This window comes from Caballeronia sp. LZ003 (genome assembly GCF_031451465.1).
In the GTDB taxonomy this organism is placed as follows: Bacteria; Pseudomonadota; Gammaproteobacteria; order Burkholderiales; family Burkholderiaceae; genus Caballeronia.
This window is the reverse complement of record NZ_JARUXJ010000003.1, coordinates 971,994-993,434: the sequence shown is the minus strand read 5'-3', so window position 1 is coordinate 993,434 and position 21,441 is coordinate 971,994. Positions and strand designations below refer to the sequence as shown.

The following is a 21,441-nucleotide window of genomic DNA, read 5'->3' as shown; positions in this document are numbered from 1 at the left end:
TCTGCGGTCTCGTCGTTCGGATACGCGGCTGAGTTCCTTGCTCGACCCTCACGCTCTGAACGTCTTTCCGAGTTCGTGATCGGCGAGTCTGAAGTAGTGGCGGAAGTTATAGACCAGCGGTGACCATTTTTTGGCGTCGATATGGTGCATGTTCTTGACGAAGGCTTCGTCTGCATGCACGCGCACGATCTCGACTTCTGCGGCGACGCCACCGCCAAGCGCTTGAAGTTTCTCGCCGCCCATTCGGTGAATGTGACGCACGCGAGCCTCCAGATGCATGGGACACTCGGCAACGCGATAAGGCTTCACGCAATCACTGGCGAGCTGAGTGAACCCCGCTTCCTCGAACTTGCACTTCTCGAAGCGAAATTGCTTTTTCTTCAACTCGGGGACGGGGTTCTTTCCAGTCAGAGGCGCGAGTTTTCGACCTGCTTCCACATTTCCGGCGACGGAAGATTGATCACACATTCCGCATGCCGTTCGAGATTTTCAGCCGTCTTTGTCTCGTCCAGCAAGCCGAGCATGAGCGTCCAGCCGAGCGCCCAGAACGACGACATCGGCGCGAGATTGGTCGTGCCGTCCTCGTTGAGCGAGCTGATCAGAGCGACCGGTGTGCCGAAGTAAAGAATCTTCGGTTCGATCGTCTGGAAGATGCGTTGAGCCATCGTGTCCTCCTTCGGGTCAAGGGACAAGCAGATGATGCTCAAGTCATTTTGCGACAGTCGACTGCGGCATGTTTCAGCGTCATGTGAAATGTCGACCGTCAACTCGGCACAGGCGTTCGCGTCATCAAGACGATCCCTGTCGCCGCCACGACGGTTCCGGCAAGCATCGACCAGGAAAGTGGTTCACCGAACATGGCCCATGCCCATACGAGCGTGACCGATGGGCTCAAGAAAAGGACGCTCGATACTCTCGCCGCTGACGAACGCTTCAGACATAACCAGTACAGACCATATCCGCCAAGCGTGGAGAGAAGCGCCGTCCAGAGCACGCTGGCGGTGAATCCCTTGGTGGCAACCGGCGCGATGCTTCCTTGAAAAGTCTGCAGACCGAGAAAAACCACGCACGTCACGCTGCAATGGAGCCAAAGGGTGGCCAATAGACTTAGCGAGCCAAGACGACCGGACGCGCGTTGCTGCCACACCGTAGCCACGGCCAGGGACGCCATGCCTGCCACCGGCAAACCGTACGCCCACACAGGAGCAGAACCAAGTGTAAAAGCGTCGCGACTGACGAATAGCACGCCTGCCACGCCCAGCGCCATGCCAAGCCACGTCCGGCGTGAACCACGCTCGCTGAAAAACACGGACGAAATCACCACCGTACCGACAGGCAGAAGGTTTGCGATCAGCGCAGAAAGTCCCGCCGATACCCCGAGTTCAATGCCCTTTCCGATGCCAGCGATATAGCCCGCCATCGCGAATAAGCCGATCACGCCGTGCCGCAGTAACACGGCGGGCGGCGTGCGCATGATTTCGCGCGCCACGAACGGAAGCAGGCAAAGCGAGACCACCGCGCAACGCCATAACACCACGAGGAAAACTGGTGCGTAGTCGGCGGAAAAGCGCATGCCGACGAAGCCGGAGCTCCACGCGACGATCATCAACGCTTCCAATGCCGGTAAAGGCAAGCGCAGCGGCCGCGTTGCGAGCGGGCGGGATGTCGGGCAAGGTGTCGAGAGCTTGGTCATGCACCTAGCGTAGACAGTGCACGACGATTCGAAAATCAAAATATACTGACCATCTCGTTCAATTCGGTTAAACCACCATGGAAGCGGTCCTCGACATCGAACTGTTGCGCACGTTTCACGCGGTAGCGCGACTCGGCAAATTTCGCTCGGCAGCGGAGTTCGTGCACAAGAGCCCGGCCGCGATCAGCATTCACATTCAGCGCCTCGAAGCGATTGCTGGCGGCCGCTTGCTCGATCGGGACAATCAGGCGGTGACGCTCACCGTGCTCGGCAAGCGGTTACTTTCCAGTACGAGTGAGCTACTAAACGCGCACGACCGTGTTTTGCAGGATTTTCATGGGAAAGCGCTGGCGGGGAGGGTCGTGCTGGGTGTGCCGGATGAATATGCATCGCATGTGATTCGCGACATTCTCCCCGGCTTTTCGACAACGTGGCCCAACGTCGTGCTCGAAGTGAGGACCGCACCGAGTCTCAAACTGCGTGACCAGGTGGGCCGGGGCAAGCTCGATGTGGCGCTATTGGTTCAGCCTATCAAGGCAAGCAGGCCCGCTGAGGTGCTGACAGTGACTACGCCGGTATGGGTCGGAAGCGCGGCATTCACGCTGGACGAGAGCCGTCCGCTTCCGTTGGCTCTTTATGCCGAGCCTTGCCCGTATCGTGCAGCGATGACCGATGCGCTGGAACGCGCCGGGCGAACTTGGCGGGTAATACTCGATAGCGCTTCGAGCCAGGCCATCAAGGCATGCGTCGAATCCGGGCTTGCGGTCACGCTGTTGGACCGCGCGCGCGTGAGCGAAGAGATGAGAGTGTTGGACAAGCTGCCGCGCGTCGTGGACCACGAAGTGGTTTTGATGCGGGATGCCGGCGGCCGTGGTAGCGAAGCGATCGACTTGCTCATTGCCACCCTCCGGGAGAATTTCCGGCTCTAGGAATGGGATGGCTTCGAGGCTTGGGCGTTGTCGGTTTCGCCTCAAGTACTTGGACATGCGCTCGACTTCTCAAAGCAGAGGCTTGAGCGGCGAACGGGCACGCGCCAACAGGAGCATGCCCGCCTGATTCTCGATGCGCGATTGAATCCGCGACTAAATTGCCTTACTGCGGCGCGGCGTTCGTCGTCGTACTGCTGCTCTTCTTGGCCTTCGAGTGCTTCTTGGGAAACGTCGAGTGCTTGCCGGTCGGGCCCGAAGGCGAGCCGGTTTCGCCGTCGCCGTTGGGCGTACCGACGCCGACGCCACCCCGACCCGCGCCGTTGCTGCCCGGCTCGCCCGCGCCATTCCCTTGCGCGAATGCGCCGCACGACAAGCCAAGCGTCAGTGCCGAGACAAGAATGCCTTTAGTTACGATCTTCATATTGTCCTCTTGATGTTGATAGTCGGCCGCGAGCAGATCCCGCGGCATGGAAGCGTCTAAGGCAATCCGCGTGCCGAGAAATCCGGCGTCGAATTGAGACGAACGCTTGTGCGTCAACGAGTACGGGACTTGATGCTTTCAAGCCACCGTCGGGGAGATTAACACTCTTGTTCGAACCATTGACGTTTGCGTGACGTCGGCAGGGCGAGGTCATCCGCGTGCCGCGAATAATCGAACAAACAACATGTCGTGGCGCGAGAACAACTCAACGCTTTCTTCGTTTTCAGGGTGAACACTTGGACCGCATCGCCGCTCGGCCCTTTGCTGGCGGCCTATCTAACCGCGTGCCGCTGGCACGTTGCGAACACTCCTGGTGCGCTAACGAACCCAGCGACATCGTTTTCAGCGGAAGCAACAAAACAACCCGGTTATTGTTCTTACGATTGCTGAAGGAGGCGGCGCCGTAATTCTTTAGACCGCGCCTCGATCCATCCAGACCTTAGAAAACGAATCCATGCAAACAACGAGAATGCCCGCCGAGACGGGCCTTGCTGGCGAACGGCGCGCGGAATCCGCCGTCCGCACGGCGTTCCGCTACGACATCAATGGCCTGCGCGCGTGGGCAGTGCTTCCCGTCGTCCTCTTTCACTTCGGCATTCCGGGTTTTTCCGGCGGCTTCGCCGGTGTCGACGTGTTCTTCGTCATTTCTGGCTTTCTGATGACTGGAATCGTCGTCGCGGCGCTTGAGCGCGGCCGCTTCTCGCTGGTCGATTACTATCTGTCGCGCGCGGTGCGTATCGTGCCGCCGCTTATCGCGTTGTGCGTAGTCTTGCTCGGAGTCGGTTGGTTCTGGCTCGTGCATGTCGATTATCGGGAGCTCTCGCTCAACGCGGCCTCCGCGCTCACGTTCGTTTCCAATGTCCTTTTCTGGAGACGCTCCGGCTATTTCGATTCGGCGTCGCATGAGAAGTGGCTCCTGCACACGTGGTCGTTGTCCGTGGAATGGCAGTTCTATCTGTTGCTGCCGCTCGCAGCCGCATTCGCATGGCGCTGGCGGCGCAGAGCCGGGGTCATTGCGCTGTTGTCCGCTGCAGGCGTGGCGTCGCTGAGTTGGTCGATTTATGCCACGTCGCGCTGGCCCGACGCCGCGTTCTATCTCCTGCCAAGCCGCGCGTGGGAAATGCTCGCCGGAGGCATGGTCTGGCTTTACGCCGGACAGCGCAAGTTGCCCGCCGCGCTCACGCGTGTGCTCGAAGGCGTCGGACTTGCGTTGATCGCGCTGGCGGTCGTGCGCTTCGATTCCAGCCTCAGTTGGCCCGGCGGCTTTGCAATCGTGCCCGTGCTCGGCGCGGCGTTGGTCATCGCGGCATCGAGACAGCGCTCCATGTTCACGGGCAACGGCATCGTGCAATGGCTCGGCACGCGTTCGTATTCGCTCTACCTTTGGCACTGGCCGCTCGCGGTGTTGCTGGTCTACTCCGATCGTCTGCACGATCCCATGAGTATCGCGGGCGGTATCGTTGCGGCCGTGCTGCTTGGCGAGGCGTCTTATCAACTCATCGAACGGCCGACGCGCGCATATCTCGCTCGCGCGACGAAGCCCGCACGCTTGCTGTATCTGGGCACGGCGATGGTAGGCGTGACCCTCGTCGCCATTGGCGCGCGATATCAGCATGTCCCCAACCGCGTGCCGGAGTTGTGGGACATGGCCGCGAACGAGCAACTCGATTTCAGCCCGATGCGCGACAAATGCCTCGCGTCGTCCGGAGGCAAATCGCCGGCTTGTAGGTTCGGCAGTGGTCCACTTCGGGCGGTCGTGCTCGGCGACAGCCACGCCGATGCAATGGTGAGCGCCGTCCAGAAAGCACTGCCCAACGGTTCGATCATGGAGCTGAGTTACTCGGGCTGTCCGACGATCTACGGTGAGCATGCGGTCCCGGGTTCGCGCGATGCCGACGAGCAATGCGCCAACTTCAACGCTTGGGCCTTGCGCAAGCTGGCATCGATCGACTCGGCCATCCCCGTGTTGATCGTCAATCGCACGTCGGACTATGCGTTGGGTCCGATCGATGGCAGCGCACTCAGTCACCATCCGCTGGTCTATTTCTCGCGCCCGTACGATTCGCCGACGCCCGCGTTCCTCGCGGAGTATGCGCAGCATCTTGTGGCATCGGCTTGTCTGATCGCGAAGTCGCACCCGGTCTATCTCGTGCAGCCGGTGCCGGAGATGCCATTCGAGGTGCCGCAAGCCGTGTCGCGTCAGTTGATGTTCAAGCGGGGCACCAACGACCTGTCCATTCCGCTCGACGACTACGACAGACGTAACCATGTCGTGCGGATCGCGCAGGAAGCGGCGGCGGCGCAATGCGGCATCAAACTTCTCGATCCCAAGCCGCGCCTTTGCGATCACGGGCGATGCTGGGCGAGTCAGCAACTGAGACCGCTGTACTACGACGCGGATCACCTGAGCGAATTCGGCAACAAGCGCCTGGTTCCGATGTTCCGTGAAGCCTTTGCGCAATCCATTGCTACGCGTTAGAAGAGACGAGCTAAGCCTCGACTGCGGATAATTACAAATAGATTCGGTAAATTAGAAAATCGTAAGATTATGTTCTGCACGAGTATCGGGACACCGTACTCCACCGCACTTTTCAAAATTTTCACGATTGGCAAATTCGCGCAAACCTAACAAAAAAGGCAGCGGGGGATTAATGGCAGAGACCAACAATAGATATGAGGCGCTGGACGGCCTCAGGGGCGTGGCCGCGCTCGCGGTCATGATTTCCCACCTCAGTCAGGAAATGCTTTTCAGGAACGCTTATGAAGCGGTCGATTTATTTTTCGTGCTGAGCGGTTTTGTCATCGCGCATTCTTACGGCGCGCGGTTGCAGAACGGCATGACCAACGCGGAATATATAAAGAGGCGCATTATCCGGCTCTATCCGATGCTCATATTTTCGCTGCTGATCGGGCTACCCGTTTTCATCGAGGCGGGGCGCGAGGGGCTCACGAATTTTTCGTCGGGGAACATCATTTCTTCGACGCTCTATAACTCGTTTCTCGCGCCGTATATCGGCGAGCTGGGCGGTCCCATTTTCCCCAGTAATCCGCCCGCGTGGTCGCTCTTCTTCGAAATGGTGGCCAGCCTTTCGTTCGTGTTGATCGTCAGGCTGCAAATGCGCTCGATATTCAAGATGATTCTTTTGAGCGCGGCGGCGTTCCTGACAACGAGCGCGCTGACGACCATCGACCTGCATGGCCACGGTCTGTTCGATTTCGAGCAGGGCTGGTCCGGCAGCCGGTTCGACGGCGGATTTTTCCGCGTGGCCTTCGGTTTCCTGGTGGGTGTATTTCTCTACAACAAGAAAGATTCGATCACGAGAATCGCGACCGCGATCGTACCTCGCGCGTTCGCCAATATTTACTTTCTATTCACGCTCGTACTCGTTCTGTTTTTCTTTCCCATGTCGCTGCACGGGATTTACCCGATGTTCATTATCTTCGGCGTCGCGCCGTGGCTGGTGGCGTTCGGATCGACTGTACGTTGCACATCGGCGGTGGATATCAATATCGCGCGTTTTCTTGGCTGGATTTCCTACCCGATTTATCTGATCCACTATCCGATCGGGCAGGCGGTCTTTATGTACTTCGGAAAAGCGAACCAGTATGCGGTAGCGCCCATGCTGGCAACTTGCGCGATTACCATCGTGTGCGCGGTGCTCCTGACGAAGTTCGTGGAAGAGCCGATTCGCGCGTTTCTCGCCAAACGGTTTATTCGCTCTTCCAAAACTCAGGAGAGCGTAACCGAGCTCGGCATGCGAACGGATCAGCATCCGGTTTGAGGCCGCGCGCGAACGCATACCGTTCGCGCGTCGGGAAACTACGTAGAAAAGAGATGCTTCGCGGAAAGCATTCAGAAGGGCGCGGTTTCTTATACTCCTCGACATCACGACGCCTGCGACGACAGGCGCCCAGATAACAAGGAGACTTCGATGCCGCGTCGTGCAGGACCGCTTGGCCGCGCACTCATTTTCCTGATCGCGTCATGCGTGGCTCAGGTGAGCCTCGCGCAGCCGATCCGGCTCATGACCGGCGGCGCGGCCAAGCTCATCTATCTGCCTGTCGTGCTCGCGGATCGGCTTGGCTACTTCCGCAGGGAAGGGCTCGACGTGCGCGTGCTGTCCGTGCCGGCCGGCATCGATACTTCCACCGAACTGGTCGCGGGCGCAATCGAAGGCGCGGTGGGCTTCTACGATCACACCATCGGTCTGCAAAGCCGCGGCATGGACGTGCAGTCGGTCATCGTTCTCGGGCAGTCGGCCGGACTCATCGAGCTTGGCACGAACGGCATGCGCAACATGGCCGATGCCAAAGGCCGGCGCCTCGGCGTCACGGGCTTCGGTTCATCGACTTACTTTCTCACGCGCTACCTCGCCACGCGCGCCGGCCTCGCGCCCGACGCCTACACCATCGTTCCGCTGGCCAATGAAGCCGCCTTCGACAAAGCGCTTTCGAGCGGCGATGTCGATGCCGTCATGACCGAGGAGCCCACCGCCACGCGCCTCTTGTCGCGCGGCGCGGCAAAGCCGCTCGTCGACTTACGCAGTGTCGCCGATACGCAAAGGCAACTGGGCGGCCCATACGTCGGTGCCTGTCTTTACATGCGGCGCGACTGGATCGACGCGCATCCGGTTGAAACCGGCCGGCTCGCGCACGCGTTGCTCGACGCGCTGCGCTTCATCGGCACACACAGCGAGGCCGATATCGAGGCCGCCATGCCGGCATCGCTCAAGGGCAACGACCCGGCAATCTACCGCCAAGCCTTGTCCGTGATGAAGCCGGCGTTCTCCTCGACAGGCCGGATGCCCGCCGGTGCGCCATCGACCGTGCTCGCGACCCTTGCGGACATCGATACCGAGGTATCGGCGCGTCACGTCGATCTCACGCGAACCTGGACCGACCGTTTCGTCGCCGACGCGCACTGACGCGCCGCGACCTTCATTTCAACGGAGACATGCCGATGCGAGCCATTCAAATTCACGAGTACGGCGGACCCGAAGTGCTGCGGCGCGTCGACATCGAGATTCCGAAGCCGCGTGCGGGAGAAGTGCTGGTGCGCGTCGTCGCGGCCGGCATCAACTTCATGGACGTTCACACGCGACAAGGCAAGTATCGCGATTCGCGGACCTATCCCGTGAGCATTCCATGCACGCTCGGCATGGAAGGCGCGGGCGAAGTGGTTGCCGTGGGCGCGGGCGTGACCTCGTGCGGCAAGGGCGACCGAGTCGCGTGGTGCATCTCGTGGGGCGCCTACGCCGACTATGCGATCGTGCCCGCTGCGCGGCTTGCACGCATTCCGGACGCGATTGCTTATGACGTCGCGGCTGCGTCGATCTTCCAGGGTTCGACCGCGCACTATCTGCTCGACGACGTGGCAAGGCTCGAAGCGGGAATGACTTGCCTCGTGCATGCGGCGTCGGGCGGCATCGGCCAGTTGCTCGTGCAGTTGGCAAAACGGCGCGGCGTGGAAGTATTCGCGACGACGAGCACCCCGGACAAGGCGGCCATCGCAAAGGCGCGCGGCGCCGATCACGTGCTGCTCTACGAGAACGGCGGCTTTGCGGATCGCATCCGCGAGTTGACCAACGGCCGTGGCGTCGACGTCGTGTTCGACGCGGTCGGCAAGACTACCCTGCGCGACAGCTTCCGGGCAGCGCGTGTGCGCGGACTCATCGTGAACTACGGCTCCGTCACCGGTCCCATGCGTGACCTCGATCCGTACGAACTCGGCGAGGCCGGTTCGCTCTTTCTCACGCGCCCGCGCCTGGCCGACCATCTCGCCGATGCGACCACCGTGCAGCGACGCGCCGACGACATCTTCGCCGCCATCGTCGAAGGCGCGTTGCGCGTGGAGATCAACGGGCGCTACACGATGGATAACGTCGAGGCGGCGCATGCCGCGCTCGAAGAACGTCGTCAGTCCGGTAAGGCGGTCATGGAAATCGGTTGACCGCTTCACTCACAGGCATCGCATGACTTTTTTCTTCCGGCGCTCGCCGTGCCGCGCCGGTGACGCAACTCGTCCTTTTGCAGAAGGGGACCTCATGGCATCCGTTATTCAAGACCGTACCGAATCGCCGTTTCGATCAGTGTTCCGCGTGGTCAGCGGCAACTTTCTCGAGATGTTCGATTTCACCGTCTACGCTTATTACGCGAGCGCGATTGCGCACACGTTCTTTCCCTCGGATAACGAGTTCGTATCGCTGCTTCTCTCGCTCTCGGTGTTCGGCGCGGGCTTCGTCATGCGTCCGGTCGGCGCGCTCGTGCTCGGCGCGTATGTTGATCGCCACGGGCGTCGTCGCGGCCTGATCCTCTCGCTATGGCTCATGGCCGTGGGCACCGCGTGCGTGGCGTTCGTTCCCGGCTATGCGTCGATTGGCGTGGCGGCACCCATCGTCGTGCTGATCGGGCGGTTGCTGCAGGGCTTTTCGGCCGGTGTCGAACTGGGCGGCGTGTCGGTTTATCTCGCCGAGATCGCGACGCCGGGCAAGCGCGGCTTCTTCTGCTCGTGGCAATCCGGCAGCCAGCAAGTGGCGGTGATCTTCGCGGCTTCGCTCGGCGTGCTGCTGAATCAGTTGATGCCGGTCGCCGACGTCAACGCATGGGGCTGGCGTATCCCGTTTCTGATCGGCTGCCTGATCGTGCCGTTCCTGTTCATGATTCGCCGCACGCTGCGCGAGACCGACGAGTTCGCCGCGCGCAAGCATCATCCGAGCATGGGCGAGATCATGATGTCGATGGTCGAGAACGCCGGGCTGATTGTGGCGGGCATGGGGCTCGTCATCATGACGACCGCGTCGTTCTATCTGATCACGACCTACACGCCCACTTTCGGCCGATCGGTGCTGCATCTTTCGTCGCTCGATTCGCTTATCGTCACCGTCTGCGTGGGCGTGTCGAACCTCGTGTGGCTGCCCATTTCCGGCGCCGTGTCCGACCGCGTCGGCAGGCGGCCCATCCTGCTCATCTTTACCGCGCTGACCATCCTGACCTCGTATCCGGCGATGCAATGGCTCGTCGCGGCGCCGTCGTTCGAGCGCCTGCTCGCGGTGGAACTGTGGCTCTCGGTGCTCTATGCGTGGTACAACGGGGCGATGGTGGTCGCGCTCACCGAGCTGATGCCGGCGAACGTGCGCACGACCGGTTTTTCGATGGCGTACAGCCTCGCCACGATGGTGGGAGGCTTCACGCCGGCCATATCGACGTCGCTGATCCACTTCACCGGCGACAAGGCGGCGCCCGGCGCATGGATGGCCGTGGCCGCGCTGTGCGGCGCAATCGCGACGCTCGTCCTTTACCGGTCGCGCGAAGCCCGCAATGGATACCGGTGGCAAAGCGTTCCGGAGCAATGAAACTTCTGCTGATCGAAGACAACCGCCAGCTGGCGCACTGGCTGAGCAAGACGCTGACCGACGAGGGCTTCCTCGTCGAGCATGTGCCCGATGGCGAAACCGCCGGCGCGGCGCTCGCCGGCACGCGCTATGACGTCGTGCTGCTCGACCTCAACCTGCCCGGCATGTCGGGCAAGGCGGTCCTGCGGCGCATGCGCGACCAGGCCAACGACACGCCCGTGCTGGTTCTGACGGCCACGGGCGACATCGGCGAAAAGGTGATTTGCCTGGCCGATGGCGCCGACGATTACGTCGTCAAGCCGTTCGACGAACGCGAACTGATCGCGCGTATCAAGGCGCTTGCGCGGCGGCACGCGCCGGTGCGCTCGAACCGCTTGCGCTGCGGCACCTTGCTCTACGACATGGACCGGCGGCAATTCTTCGTCGGCGATGACGCGCTGTCGCTCACGCCGCGCGAACACGCGGTACTCGAAGCGCTCATTCTGCAAACCGGGCGGACGGTCTCGAAGGCCGTGCTCGCCGAAGCCTTGAACGACCGCGACGCGCCACCGAGCGGCGACGCCATCGAGATCTACGTCTCGCGGGTCAGGAAGAAAATCGAAAAGAGCACGGCTGCGATCATTACGTTGCGCGGGCTCGGCTATCTGCTGGAACATGAAGAGCCGCAAGCATAGCCTGCGCGCGCGGCTCCTGATCTGGCTGATCGTTCCGACGACGATCTTCGGGATCGTCGCGGGATGGGCCACGCACTTGAACGCACGGCGCACGGCCGACCTGCTGCAGGACGCGGCGTTGCTTGCCGCAGCACGCGTGATGGCCGCCGACGTGCGCTGGAACGACAACGATCTGGTGGCTTCGGTATCGCCGAGCACGATTCAGATCGTCGGCACGCCCGAAGGCGATCAAGTGTTCTATCGCATCGAGATCGCGGGCGGCGCGGTGATCGCGGGAACATCCGACTTTCCGCGGATGCGTCTGAGCGCCTCTCCGCAGTGGTACGACGCGCAGGTGGCAGGCTCGCCCATTCGCGCCGTATCGCTTAAGCGCGCCATGTTCGACAATGGCAAGACCATCGAACTGGTCGTCTCCATAGGCCGCACGCTCGTTGCCCGCGACGCGCTGGTTGCATCGCTCTGGACGCCGCAGATTGCTTATATTCTCGGCAGCATCGCGGTTGCCATGATCCTGATCTGCACCGGGCTCGCACTCGAGTTGAGACCACTCGAGAAGCTCGCGAGCGGCTTGGCCGTTCATCCGCTCAAGAGCAAGGAGCGAATCGACGCGACAGGTCTTCCGGTGGAACTGCATCCACTCGTCACGGCGTTCAATGCATCGCTCGATGTCATCGAACGGCAAACGGCGACGCAGCGCCGGTTCATCGCCGATGCCGCGCATCAGATACGCACGCCGCTTACGTTGCTCGGGTCGCAGCTTCAGTACGCGCGCCGCCAGCACGGTTTAGACGAAGTGAGGGAAACGCTCACTGCCATGCATCAAAGCAACCGCGCAATGGTGACGCTGATTAATCAGCTTCTCATGCTCGCCCAGGCCGAAGCCGCCGACTACACCGCTTACGAAGGCGAGGCGGTGGACTTACGCGCGGTCATCACGCTGGCCGTCGAGAAGCTCGCGCTCGTGGCGCGGCGGCGCGATATCGAACTGGCTGTAGCGTTCGAAGGTGCGCTCGTCGTGACGGGAAGCGAGCCGCTCTTGTCGGCCGTGTTTTCCAATCTCATCGATAACGCCATACGCTACTCGCCGCGCGGCACGCGCGTCACGGTCGATGCCAAGGAAACGCACGTGAACGTGACCGTCAGCGTCGTGGATGAAGGGCCGGGCATTCCGGCGACGTTGCGCGAGCGCGTTTTCGAGCCGTTCTTCCGGGCATCGGCAGAAGAAGGCAGCGGACTTGGACTCGCGATTGCCAAGGAGATCGTGCGGGCGCACGGCGGCGTGGTTGCGATCCACGACGCGCCGGGAGGCGTGGGAGCAATGGTGGAGGTGGTTCTGGCGCGCGAACAGGAGCCGAGGCGGCCGTTCGCGCGCACCCCCGTATAATTCGGCATGAATCGCACAATCTGCCCTGTGGCTACGCCGCTCTTTTCCATGGCGTCGGTCCGCCAGTCTTCCGCTCGCGGAACGTTACGCATCTCGAACGCTCGCGCCACGAGCCCCATCCGAGGCTCGCATGAAAACGCCTAAACGCCTCATACCGCTTCTCGAAGAAGGACTCATCGACGAGGTCATCAGCCAGCTCATGAGCGGCAAGGAAGCTACCGTCTACGTCGTGCGCTGCCAAGACGCGACGCGTTGCGCCAAGGTCTACAAGGACGCGAAGCAGCGCAGCTTCCGGCAGGCATCGTCGTATCGGGATGGCCGCAGGGTCAAGAACAGCCGGCAAGCGCGCGCGATGGAAAAAGGCACGCGTTACGGCCGCGAAATGCAGGAAGCGTTGTGGCAGAACGCCGAGGTCGATGCGCTCTTTCGCCTGGCCAATGCGGGCGTGCGCGTGCCTCAACCCTTCATCTGCACCGACGGCGTGTTGCTGATGGAACTCGTCGTCGATGAATCGGGAAACGTGGCGCCGCGCCTCAACGACGTTCACCTGACCGAAGCACGCGCGCTGGAACTGCACGCAATGCTGCTAAAGCAAGTCGTGCGCATGCTGTGCGCGGGCGTGATTCACGGCGACTTGTCGGAATACAACATTTTGCTGGCGGCCGAAGGTCCGGTGATCATCGACTTGCCTCAGGCCGTCGATGCGGCGGGCAACAACGAAGCCGCGCCCATGCTCAAGCGCGACGTCGACAACCTCGCGAGTTACTTCGGTCAGTTCGCGCCAAAACTTCTGCGCACCGACTACGGAACGGAGATATGGTCGCTGTTCGAAGCGGGCGGCCTGCATGTCGATGTCGCATTGACCGGTCACGTCGAAGCGCCCACTGGCCCTGTCGATCTCGATAGCGTGTTGCAAGAGATCGAAGACACGCGCCTGGAAGAAGACGCGCGCGTGCGGCGAGAGCTGGACTGAGCGCAGATCGGCTTCGGCTATCGCTCAACGCTTACCGCTTACCGCTTGACGCTGAGGTAAGCGCGGCTCACCAACGGCCGGCTATGCACCCACATACGCGAACGAAGCCACGATGCCGGGCGATCTCTCACCTCGAGACGTCGGATCGATCCACGCGCTTCGTTCGATGCCTCTTGTCCGCGCGAATTGGTCCCGGGATGACAGGTATAAAAGTGGCTAAAGCCCGCGTTCAGTGCGACTTCGCGATAGTCCTCGTCGTAATAGCCTTGCGGCCAGCATAGATGGTCCGATACCTGGCCCAGCCGCGCGTTCAAGGTCGCGCGCGAAGTCTTCAAATCTTCACTGAGGCGCTGCCGCTTCTCATCGGCCGATGCGGTCTTCTGGTCCCAACGAACATGCGTATGCGTATGGCTATGAAATTCGAACGTGCCGGCATGGCGCATCGCATCGATTTCTGACCAGCGCAGGATCGTGTCGTCGGCGCGTCCTTCTTCGATAGCGCGTTCGCCTGCGTGATGGTCGAGCAGTGCGGGCAATGCATGGGCTGGCGCGTTGGCTGCATTGGGCCGCACGTTGCCATCGCCCGGCCAGCTGCTGACGAGAAAGCACAGTGCGGTAAATCCGTGACGCTGCAGCACCGGATGTGCATGGACCCAGTTATCCAGATAGCCATCGTCGAAGGTAATGACGAACGAGCGCTCCGGCATTTCTTCGCCGCGTAGAAACGCCGCAAGTTGCACGGCGCCGATCGTGCGATACCCCGCGCTCGCGAGATACGCCATTTGCTCCGCAAAATGCTCGGGCTTGACGGTGATCATGCCCGGCGACGGACTGACGTGGTGATACATCAACACGGGAATGGCGCGCGCTTGTTGTTTCATCGGCGAGATTCCCTCTCTTTCAATGCGCGCCGGTAGAAGAGCGCGGTTTCGTATGCCATGTTTGCAATGGTGAAGCCGCGCTCGGTGATACGCATGCCATTGGTGCGCAGACGTTCACGCAAGCCGGGTTCGTCGATCATGCGAGCGATAGCCGCGCGCAATGCCGGCGGATTGCGCGGCGGTACCAGCAGACCATTTACATCGTCTTCGATCAATTCGGGCACGCCATCCACACTCGTGCCGATGACGGGCAGGCCCGCGGCCATCGCTTCGATGAACGCTTGGCCGAGCGCTTCCTGATGCGTCGGCAGCACGAAGAAATCACTGCCTCGCAAAATGTTGGGGACGTCGGTACGAAAACCGAGCAGATGGATGCGACTCGCAAGACCCAGACGCGTCACGATGCCTTCTATGCGTTCGAAAGCGGGACCATCCCCGGCCATCACGATATGCAGGTGTGGATGCGTGTTGAATAAAGGCCGTACAGCGTCGATCAGATCTTCGTGTCCCTTCTCGTCGCGCATGATCGCCACCATGCATGCGATGGTTGCATCCGGCCCGAGTTTGAGTTCGTCTCGCAGCGACGAATGCGTGGCGCGCTCGGTCGCGATGCCGTCGTGGATAGTCTCCACGCGCTTCTCGGAGACCCCCGCCGAGATCAGATAGCGGCGCACGAAATGACTGACCGCGATGACGCGATGAGGAATCCACGTATAAGTTGCGAGCGAACTGATAGGCAATGCGAGATGCCGCGTACGCACGACGAGAGGCGTTCCCGCCAATCGGGCGGCCGTGTCGGCAACCAGACTGTCGTGACCGCTGTGCGTGTTGAGCACATCGTAGGCACGGCGTTGCAGCAGCGCCTTGATTCTCATCATGGAGCGCACGTCGCCGCCGCTACGCATGCGCGCGTGGTGCACGGCAAAGCCAAGCTCGGTTGAACGAATGCCGAGACGTGCATCGCTCGGACACAGCAGTTCCACGCTATGGCCGCACTCACGCAGCGCGACCATCTCCTTGAGCGTACGGATTTCCTGACCGCCCCATCCCTTCGAGGACTCGCTATGTAGGATCTTCAACGCACTAATCTCCAAGGCCTTTGCGTCATTAAAAAAACGCTTAGGAAATTTTTGGTAATAATTCGATTGGCTTTCTGCCTTCATGTCTTTAGTAAAGAAAATGAAGGGAAGAAAAGAAAAAACTCTTAGAGGATTTTTCTAGCCGAGGGATAAGACAGGCCGCTTCAAACGAAGCAGGTCTGGATCCTCTGCAGAGAATTCGGCTCGATGTCCATCACGGCAAGCGAAGAGGTCGCTACCATGCGGATGCCTGGCATCGATAGCTAACGGGGATGTCTTACTTGCGGTTGACCAACAGCATGCAAATTTTTTTAGCGGAAATAGCTTAACGTGCTTCTAAAGAGGTTGTTAGTTCTTTTAGGTGACTATAGGTCGAGATTCGCCGTTGAGACGGTGGCAAACGTATGCGAGCAGGTTTTGGCTAAGAAAGTCGTGGTGCCGAAGCTCAAGGGCTTAGTTCCTTGCAATCTTTCGCTACCTAAGCGTGAGAGTCTCATTCGCTTGCAATGGACAATGCCGCAAAGAGCGATGCGTCGTTAAGCAAAAGCTAAAAAGATGCGTCTATCAGTTAATGACAAACGACTTCAATTGGTTTCGGCTTTGACAGCGGCGCAATCGTTTGCTCATCGACAGGGCGCTTATCGCTTATGCGCTCAGAACACGTCGATGCCGATCAGTCGGACGGGCCGTCCTCTGCCCGTCGCGTCATTGAAGGCGGTCAGTGCGGAATATTCTCGACTCCGCTTGCGCTAAGATCGCTCGGGAAGCAGTGAGGCTGTTCGAATCCCATCGGCGAGGCTCCGGTCGAGTATTTGATATTGTCCGTGTTGTTCGGTCCTTCGCCAGCAGGCACGGAGCCAAGTCCTGCAAGCTTGCGCATGCGATAGGCAATCGCATGGTCGGCGCACGAACTGTCACCGCTCACGCCAAGGCCGCCAATTACTTTTCCACCGGCGTAGAGCGCCACGCCGCCGCCGAAAGTGATCACGCCGCCTACGGTATGGTTGATCCCGCTGCCTTGTTCCAGGAAGCGCGCGTCGAAGGGATTGGAATTGTTCAACCCATAAAGCGATCCGCCCGGCTGCGTGGCGGCATAGAGATTTGCGGTGGAAAGCGCAAGCGCATCGTTGCTAAAACCGTTTGCGGTGTACGCCTTGGCTATTGCTATGGCGCGACTGCCAGGCCATGCATCGCCGGTCTTGGTGACCGAACATAGATGACCCTCGCGGTCGACGATGGCGGCCCACATCCGGTTGGGCTTGAAAATTCCGCCGTTCGAGTCGGATAGATTGACGACGGTGTAAAGCTGTCGTTCGACGAGAGAAATCGTTCCTTGTGGAAGCGTGCACCGGCCGGTAGGGACATCGTCGTAATCGTGTGCGTAAATAAATGAGGAAGCCGAAATAAGCACACCCACGGCCAAGCACTTCGCGACTTTTTCAAGCATGGCGATTCTCCCGACAAGAGACGTTTAAGGAAGGAACAAGAAGGGGTTATGAATTTTTATTTTGGTAAACCGTAGTAGGCCGAATGGAATAGAACGAGCGTTTAATCGCTAAGGAATATGGGCTTTCGAACATTCAAGAATGCGCCATTAATTTACGTGTAATGGATTCGTATGTGTGAGCTTGGGCCGTGTCGGGAAGGGTATATAGGTGATAGAAGTGTCGGCTGAAGAATGAATCGCTTGGCACGAGCCGCGCGGCTGGTATCAATACGCTCTGGAAGTGCCTCGTTAAATTGCCTATGCTTTTTCTCGGATTCCGCGCGTTTCGCGACGCGCATCTCGAATCCAGCCCACAGGCGCAGAAGAAAACGAATAAGGAGACCGTCATGGCAGGCTATCCCCGTGCTTTGCTTGGTTCAGTCGCGGCTCTTGTCGGCGCTTTCGGAATCATTACAGCGCCTGCGGCTTACTCTGCCGACGAAATCCAGAACGCCAACACTACGGCCACAGCGCCGGTTCCCACGTCATTGCGGCCGATATCGCAGGCGCAACTCGATGCCGCCGCGAACGACAGCGCCTCATGGCTGCATTCGAACGGATCGTATGCCGAGACGCGTTATGCGCCGGCAGCGCAGATCAATCGTTCAAACGTAGCCAAGCTGAAGCCGGCATTCATCTTCCAGACGGCAGTGATGGAGTCGATGGAAACCGCGCCGATCGTATCCAACGGCGTCATGTTTCTCACGACCTCCTACAACCACGTCTATGCAATCGACGCGGTCACCGGCAAGGAGTTCTGGCATTACAAGCACAAGATGGGACCGGTTACGACCTTTTGCTGCGGACCGAATAATCGCGGCGTCGCCATATCCGGTGACCGCCTGTATATGGGCACGCTCGACGCCAAGCTCGTCGCGCTCGATGCAAAGACCGGCAGCGTCGTGTGGACCTCGCAGATCGCGGACCCGGAGGACGGCTATTCGGAAACGATGGCGCCGGTCGTCGTCGATGGCAAGGTGTTGATCGGCACGAACGGCGGCGAGTACGGCATACGTGGTTTCGTCAAGGCATTCGACGCGAACTCAGGTCAATTGCTCTGGACCTTCTACACCATTCCCGACTCCGGCAGCGAAGGCGTGTGGGCCGAGAACGACGCCGTGGGCCGCAACATGAAGCGCGATATCGAGGCGGAGAAAAAGACGCTCGCGGAAAAAGGCCACGACTTCGAGAAGACGCTTGGCGGCGGTGTGTGGATGGCGCCTGCGGTCGATCGCGCGACACGTACGGTGTATTTCGTAGTGGGCAATCCCTCGCCGGACCTTCATGGCGCCATTCGTCCTGGCGACAATCTCTACACCGATTCGCTCGTCGCCATCGATCTCGATACCGGCAAGTACAAATGGCATTACCAATACATCGCGCACGATGTGTGGGATCTGGATGCAGTGAGCCCACCAATCCTCATCGACGTAAAGGACAAGAGCGGACAGATGGTTCCGGCCATCATTCATGGCGGCAAGACCGGATTCGTCTATGTGCATGATCGCCGCGACGGTCACATCATCCGCATTTCCGAGGCGATGATTCCTCAAGAAGGCGTCTGGACCTTGCCGACAGCGACCGGCGCGCGCATGCTGCCGGGCGCGAACGGTGGCGTCGAATGGTCGCCCATGGCATTCAATCCGAAGACGCGCATGGCGTATGCGGCAAACTTGCATCAACCCATGACGTATCAGGTTGAAGACGCCGCTTATCCCGGCGGAAAACTATGGCTCGGCGGCGCCTTCAAGACCATTCCAGCCGAGCAACAGTGGGGCAAGCTGGTTGCGGTGAATGTCGATACCGGCAAGATCGCATGGGGTTACAAGACGGATCAGCCCTTGATTGGCGGCGTGCTCGCGACTGCGGGAGGACTTGTCTTCAACGGTGAGGGTAATGGCCTCTTTCGCGCGTTCGATGCGAGTACCGGCCGCAAATTGTGGGAGTTTCAATGCGGTGCGGGCGTGAACGCACCGGCCGTGTCGTACATGGTGAACGGCAAGCAATACGTCGCGGTCGCGGCGGGCGGCAACACGCAGCTGGACTTCAAGCGTGGCAATAGCCTTCTCGTGTTTGCGCTGCCTTGAGGTGACGATGCGTCCATCGAAACGCAAGAGAGACGAACGCATTCGTGTAGCGGGAATGGTCGCTTGCCTGTTGTTTTTAATGCCAGCGTTCGCGCGCGCCGATGCGCAGGCCGGCGCCGCGAAAGCCGTCGTATGCGTTGCATGCCACGGGCAGAACGGCAATTCGACGAGCGGCGATTATCCATCGCTCGCGGGTCAGACATCGCGCTATCTGTTCCTTGAGTTACGCGATTTCAAGGCAGGCCGTCGAAGCGATCCACGCATGTCGCCGATGGCCGCCAATCTGTCGTCGGAAGACATGCACGATCTCGCCGATTACTTCGCGGCGCAGACACTCGTGTCGACCGATTTCAAGGCCGACCCGGTCAAGGTGGAGGCGGGCAAAAAGAAGTCCGATGAAGTGCTCTGCACGATGTGCCATCTCGGCGGCATGAAAGGGCAGAACGAAATACCGCGGGTCGCGGGTCAGCAGTATCCGTACATCGTGAAGCAACTGCAGGACTTCCGCGCGAAGAAGCGCACGAACGATGCGGGCAACATGACGAGCGTGACGAAGAACCTGACCGACGCGGACATCGAGAATCTTGCGAACTACGTCGCTAATCTGCAATGACCTTTTCCATACCCATTAGCAAAGCACTCGTGTTCGCATGCATGACGCTTGCGTTGCTAGACTTCGTGCATGCCGACGACGATGCCTATGCGCTCAACGAACGCTTGCTTAACGCGACTCGCAATGGTGACACGCATGCTGTGGTCGAGCTACTCGATCAAGGCGCGAAGATCGATTCGCGTAACCGTATAGGCGACACGCCGCTCATCAGCGCATGCAAGCGCGGCATGACGCCGATGGCGCACTTGTTGATCGAGCGCGGCGCTAATGTGAGCCAGGCTGACGTGCAGGGCATCACACCGTTGATGGCTGCCGCGTTCGACGGCAACGATGAAATCGTGGCGTTGCTTATTGCGCGACACGCGGATGCAGCGGCGACGGATCGCGTAGGCAAGACAGCGATGGAATATGCGGCTGGACTCGGGCAAACCGCGATCGTGCAGCGTCTATTAGACTCGGGTGTCGACGTGAACGCCGCGTATCACAATCATCTGACGGCGCTCATGTGGGCGGCGGGATACGATCGAGCGCAGACTGCGTCGATACTGCTTGCTCGTGGCGCGAATCGGGATTTGAAGGATGACCGCGGCAAGACTGCGCGGGAAATTGCCGATGAGACGCGCTCGGCTCATGTGGCGAGCTTGCTTAGCGCGCCATGATTGCTTTCGCTCGTGAGCGTGCAGTGCGATTCAATCGTTAGGCGATTGCCGCAGTGCGTCGTTGCGCGGATGCATGTCCAATTTCGTTGCGTCCAAGTCGCCGTGTGAATCGTCTCTTTTGCTCTCAAGCTTGATATGCACCGCTTTGCGAGAAGGCGTCGAGTGCTCTTCCAACACGCGCGGGTCTTGTCTCGAGAGTGGCATTCGCAAGATATTGCTCAATGTGGACCGTATGAATTCTCGGTTATTCGGACGGTTATGCTGGACGGTGTCTGTTCGATCAGTGAAGGAACTGGACCATAGCGTTGTTTGTTTAGTCGGTTGACCATGGCGTCCAGATCAGTTCACCTGCGTTCCTGCCTGCCGAGCGTCCGTTCTCTTGTTCTCGGCACCTTCGTTTCCATAGCAAAAGCCTTTACTACTTCCGGCAAAAAAAAGCCGCCCGCAAAGCGGGGCGGTCAGAATGAACATGTCTTTAACCCGAGGACCATGTTCTTTGAGAGAAACTCAGTTAACGGATGCCCGTCTTGGTTCTTAAGCGTCAATTTAACGATACTTGCCTTTTTTTGGAACATGATTGGGCATTTGTTGGACAACAACCTTGCTTTTGTGTTGGGCGGCGAAACGGTGTTTCATCTTGACGCTAGAAGGGAGCGCAGGAGTGGTCCACCAGCAGCGTAGCGCGACAGACAAGTGCGTGACCGGTGTCCGCCGATATAGCGCTCGCGGATGAGCGCTTCTGCCAGGCAAACCCTCGCACTCGAGTTGACAACCAAGACAGTCGTCTTTCGGTAATCGCCACTCGAAACGAAGCGAAACCGACGTTTCGGCCACGCTAGGAAAGAGTCAAGGAATTTACGTTTGTTCGGCCGGCTAAAGGACGCAACGGCTGTCGCAAGTAACGGACGCCTTTTTTTTTCGCCGTATAGAGCGAATAGCTTCAGTTCGAAGAGACAGTGTAGGACTGTTCGGAGAGTCATCAGCTTCCAACTCAATACCGTGCGACAGCCAACGAAAAAAAGCCCGCTAAAGAGCGGGCCAAAAAAAGCAGTTCACCCAGAGGGCCGCAAGGAGATACGGTCCTCTCGTTGAGGCTCGGACGTTATCGGCAAGAATCAACGAGAGAAGAAGGCACGTGGTCCTTCCCTCT

General features: G+C 59.7%; 19 protein-coding genes. 12 read left to right on the top strand and 7 right to left on the bottom strand.

All coding sequences use genetic code 11. The features are described from left to right. Positions 1–48: 48 nt before the first annotated feature. From QCE79_RS21925 to QCE79_RS21915, 3 genes are all read right to left on the bottom strand, one after another. Positions 49–279, bottom strand: coding sequence for a hypothetical protein (locus tag QCE79_RS21925; protein WP_250511166.1), 231 nt, complete (start codon positions 277–279; stop codon positions 49–51). Between the two features lie 128 nt (positions 280–407). After that, a complete protein-coding gene (locus QCE79_RS21920) occupies positions 408–665 on the bottom strand; it encodes a flavin reductase family protein (RefSeq protein WP_250511167.1) in 258 nt (85 codons plus the stop codon). 98 nt (positions 666–763) lie between these two features. Beyond that, positions 764–1,693: a DMT family transporter gene (locus QCE79_RS21915; protein ID WP_309847903.1), complete on the bottom strand. Its 930-nt coding sequence runs from the start codon at positions 1,691–1,693 to the stop codon at positions 764–766. Positions 1,694–1,770: 77 nt separating this feature from the next. On the opposite strand from QCE79_RS21915, the gene QCE79_RS21910 reads away from it, so the two are divergent. Further along, the gene (locus QCE79_RS21910; RefSeq protein WP_250527555.1) at positions 1,771–2,622 is read left to right on the top strand and encodes a LysR substrate-binding domain-containing protein; all 852 of its coding nucleotides are present in this window, start codon (positions 1,771–1,773) and stop codon (positions 2,620–2,622) included. A 163-nt stretch (positions 2,623–2,785) separates the two neighbouring features. On the opposite strand, the gene QCE79_RS21905 is transcribed toward QCE79_RS21910, so the two are convergent. Next, on the bottom strand, positions 2,786–3,043 hold the full coding sequence (locus QCE79_RS21905) for a hypothetical protein (protein ID WP_244830318.1): 258 nt from the start codon (positions 3,041–3,043) through the stop codon (positions 2,786–2,788). Between the two features lie 514 nt (positions 3,044–3,557). Here QCE79_RS21905 and QCE79_RS21900 point away from each other — a divergent pair. The 8 genes from QCE79_RS21900 (at position 3,558) to QCE79_RS21865 (ending at position 13,486) form a co-directional block, all read left to right on the top strand. Continuing rightward, positions 3,558–5,582, top strand: a complete 2,025-nt coding sequence (locus tag QCE79_RS21900; protein WP_309847900.1) for an acyltransferase family protein — start codon at positions 3,558–3,560, stop codon at positions 5,580–5,582. A 172-nt stretch (positions 5,583–5,754) separates the two neighbouring features. Then, complete coding sequence (locus QCE79_RS21895; RefSeq protein ID WP_250527557.1) at positions 5,755–6,885, top strand: acyltransferase; 1,131 nt, start codon at positions 5,755–5,757, stop codon at positions 6,883–6,885. A gap of 150 nt (positions 6,886–7,035) precedes the next feature. After that, positions 7,036–8,028, top strand: a complete 993-nt coding sequence (locus QCE79_RS21890; RefSeq protein ID WP_309847897.1) for an ABC transporter substrate-binding protein — start codon at positions 7,036–7,038, stop codon at positions 8,026–8,028. A 35-nt stretch (positions 8,029–8,063) separates the two neighbouring features. Beyond that, positions 8,064–9,053, top strand: coding sequence for a quinone oxidoreductase (locus QCE79_RS21885; protein WP_250494333.1), 990 nt, complete (start codon positions 8,064–8,066; stop codon positions 9,051–9,053). Between the two features lie 94 nt (positions 9,054–9,147). Beyond that, the gene (locus QCE79_RS21880; protein ID WP_309847894.1) at positions 9,148–10,455 is read left to right on the top strand and encodes an MFS transporter; all 1,308 of its coding nucleotides are present in this window, start codon (positions 9,148–9,150) and stop codon (positions 10,453–10,455) included. Further along, on the top strand, positions 10,452–11,129 hold the full coding sequence (locus QCE79_RS21875; RefSeq protein WP_244830328.1) for a response regulator transcription factor: 678 nt from the start codon (positions 10,452–10,454) through the stop codon (positions 11,127–11,129). Before QCE79_RS21880 ends, QCE79_RS21875 begins: the two co-directional genes overlap by 4 nt. Further along, positions 11,110–12,513 (top strand): sensor histidine kinase, encoded by a 1,404-nt coding sequence (locus QCE79_RS21870; RefSeq protein ID WP_250468207.1) that lies wholly within the window; start codon positions 11,110–11,112, stop codon positions 12,511–12,513. The genes QCE79_RS21875 and QCE79_RS21870 overlap by 20 nt, the downstream gene beginning before the upstream one ends. Before the next feature lie 130 nt (positions 12,514–12,643). Next, positions 12,644–13,486 carry a PA4780 family RIO1-like protein kinase gene (locus QCE79_RS21865; protein WP_309847890.1) on the top strand — a complete coding sequence of 281 codons (843 nt, stop codon included), beginning with the start codon at positions 12,644–12,646 and terminating at the stop codon, positions 13,484–13,486. A 38-nt stretch (positions 13,487–13,524) separates the two neighbouring features. On the opposite strand, the gene QCE79_RS21860 is transcribed toward QCE79_RS21865, so the two are convergent. The 3 genes from QCE79_RS21860 to QCE79_RS21850 all read right to left on the bottom strand — a co-directional run bounded on the left by QCE79_RS21860 (position 13,525) and on the right by QCE79_RS21850 (position 16,893). Continuing rightward, positions 13,525–14,367, bottom strand: a complete 843-nt coding sequence (locus QCE79_RS21860) for a polysaccharide deacetylase family protein (protein ID WP_309847888.1) — start codon at positions 14,365–14,367, stop codon at positions 13,525–13,527. Beyond that, positions 14,364–15,446 carry a glycosyltransferase family 4 protein gene (locus QCE79_RS21855; RefSeq protein ID WP_309847885.1) on the bottom strand — a complete coding sequence of 361 codons (1,083 nt, stop codon included), beginning with the start codon at positions 15,444–15,446 and terminating at the stop codon, positions 14,364–14,366. Before QCE79_RS21855 ends, QCE79_RS21860 begins: the two co-directional genes overlap by 4 nt. Before the next feature lie 718 nt (positions 15,447–16,164). Next, entirely contained in the window at positions 16,165–16,893 is a 729-nt protein-coding gene (locus QCE79_RS21850) for a heme-binding protein (protein ID WP_309847882.1), read from the bottom strand. A 386-nt stretch (positions 16,894–17,279) separates the two neighbouring features. Between QCE79_RS21850 and QCE79_RS21845 the strand changes: the two genes are divergently transcribed. From QCE79_RS21845 to QCE79_RS21835, 3 genes are read left to right on the top strand one after another with little or no spacing between them, the layout of a single operon-like run. Further along, positions 17,280–19,019: a PQQ-binding-like beta-propeller repeat protein gene (locus QCE79_RS21845; RefSeq protein ID WP_309847879.1), complete on the top strand. Its 1,740-nt coding sequence runs from the start codon at positions 17,280–17,282 to the stop codon at positions 19,017–19,019. Positions 19,020–19,074: 55 nt separating this feature from the next. Continuing rightward, the gene (locus tag QCE79_RS21840) at positions 19,075–19,632 is read left to right on the top strand and encodes a cytochrome c (RefSeq protein ID WP_250511255.1); all 558 of its coding nucleotides are present in this window, start codon (positions 19,075–19,077) and stop codon (positions 19,630–19,632) included. A gap of 41 nt (positions 19,633–19,673) precedes the next feature. Next, the gene (locus tag QCE79_RS21835; protein ID WP_309848259.1) at positions 19,674–20,291 is read left to right on the top strand and encodes an ankyrin repeat domain-containing protein; all 618 of its coding nucleotides are present in this window, start codon (positions 19,674–19,676) and stop codon (positions 20,289–20,291) included. Positions 20,292–21,441: the final 1,150 nt, after the last annotated feature.

Excerpts from the sequence above, each read along its gene's own strand:
- QCE79_RS21925 (WP_250511166.1), bottom strand. The coding sequence starts at position 279 with ATGCATCTGGAGGCTCGCGTGCGTCACATTCACCGAATGGGCGGCGAG.
- QCE79_RS21920 (WP_250511167.1), bottom strand. The coding sequence starts at position 665 with ATGGCTCAACGCATCTTCCAGACGATCGAACCGAAGATTCTTTACTTC.
- QCE79_RS21915 (WP_309847903.1), bottom strand. The coding sequence starts at position 1,693 with ATGACCAAGCTCTCGACACCTTGCCCGACATCCCGCCCGCTCGCAACG.
- QCE79_RS21910 (WP_250527555.1), top strand. The coding sequence starts at position 1,771 with ATGGAAGCGGTCCTCGACATCGAACTGTTGCGCACGTTTCACGCGGTA.
- QCE79_RS21905 (WP_244830318.1), bottom strand. The coding sequence starts at position 3,043 with ATGAAGATCGTAACTAAAGGCATTCTTGTCTCGGCACTGACGCTTGGC.
- QCE79_RS21900 (WP_309847900.1), top strand. The coding sequence starts at position 3,558 with ATGCAAACAACGAGAATGCCCGCCGAGACGGGCCTTGCTGGCGAACGG.
- QCE79_RS21895 (WP_250527557.1), top strand. The coding sequence starts at position 5,755 with ATGGCAGAGACCAACAATAGATATGAGGCGCTGGACGGCCTCAGGGGC.
- QCE79_RS21890 (WP_309847897.1), top strand. The coding sequence starts at position 7,036 with ATGCCGCGTCGTGCAGGACCGCTTGGCCGCGCACTCATTTTCCTGATC.
- QCE79_RS21885 (WP_250494333.1), top strand. The coding sequence starts at position 8,064 with ATGCGAGCCATTCAAATTCACGAGTACGGCGGACCCGAAGTGCTGCGG.
- QCE79_RS21880 (WP_309847894.1), top strand. The coding sequence starts at position 9,148 with ATGGCATCCGTTATTCAAGACCGTACCGAATCGCCGTTTCGATCAGTG.
- QCE79_RS21875 (WP_244830328.1), top strand. The coding sequence starts at position 10,452 with ATGAAACTTCTGCTGATCGAAGACAACCGCCAGCTGGCGCACTGGCTG.
- QCE79_RS21870 (WP_250468207.1), top strand. The coding sequence starts at position 11,110 with ATGAAGAGCCGCAAGCATAGCCTGCGCGCGCGGCTCCTGATCTGGCTG.
- QCE79_RS21865 (WP_309847890.1), top strand. The coding sequence starts at position 12,644 with ATGAAAACGCCTAAACGCCTCATACCGCTTCTCGAAGAAGGACTCATC.
- QCE79_RS21860 (WP_309847888.1), bottom strand. The coding sequence starts at position 14,367 with ATGAAACAACAAGCGCGCGCCATTCCCGTGTTGATGTATCACCACGTC.
- QCE79_RS21850 (WP_309847882.1), bottom strand. The coding sequence starts at position 16,893 with ATGCTTGAAAAAGTCGCGAAGTGCTTGGCCGTGGGTGTGCTTATTTCG.
- QCE79_RS21845 (WP_309847879.1), top strand. The coding sequence starts at position 17,280 with ATGGCAGGCTATCCCCGTGCTTTGCTTGGTTCAGTCGCGGCTCTTGTC.
- QCE79_RS21840 (WP_250511255.1), top strand. The coding sequence starts at position 19,075 with ATGGTCGCTTGCCTGTTGTTTTTAATGCCAGCGTTCGCGCGCGCCGAT.
- QCE79_RS21835 (WP_309848259.1), top strand. The coding sequence starts at position 19,674 with ATGACGCTTGCGTTGCTAGACTTCGTGCATGCCGACGACGATGCCTAT.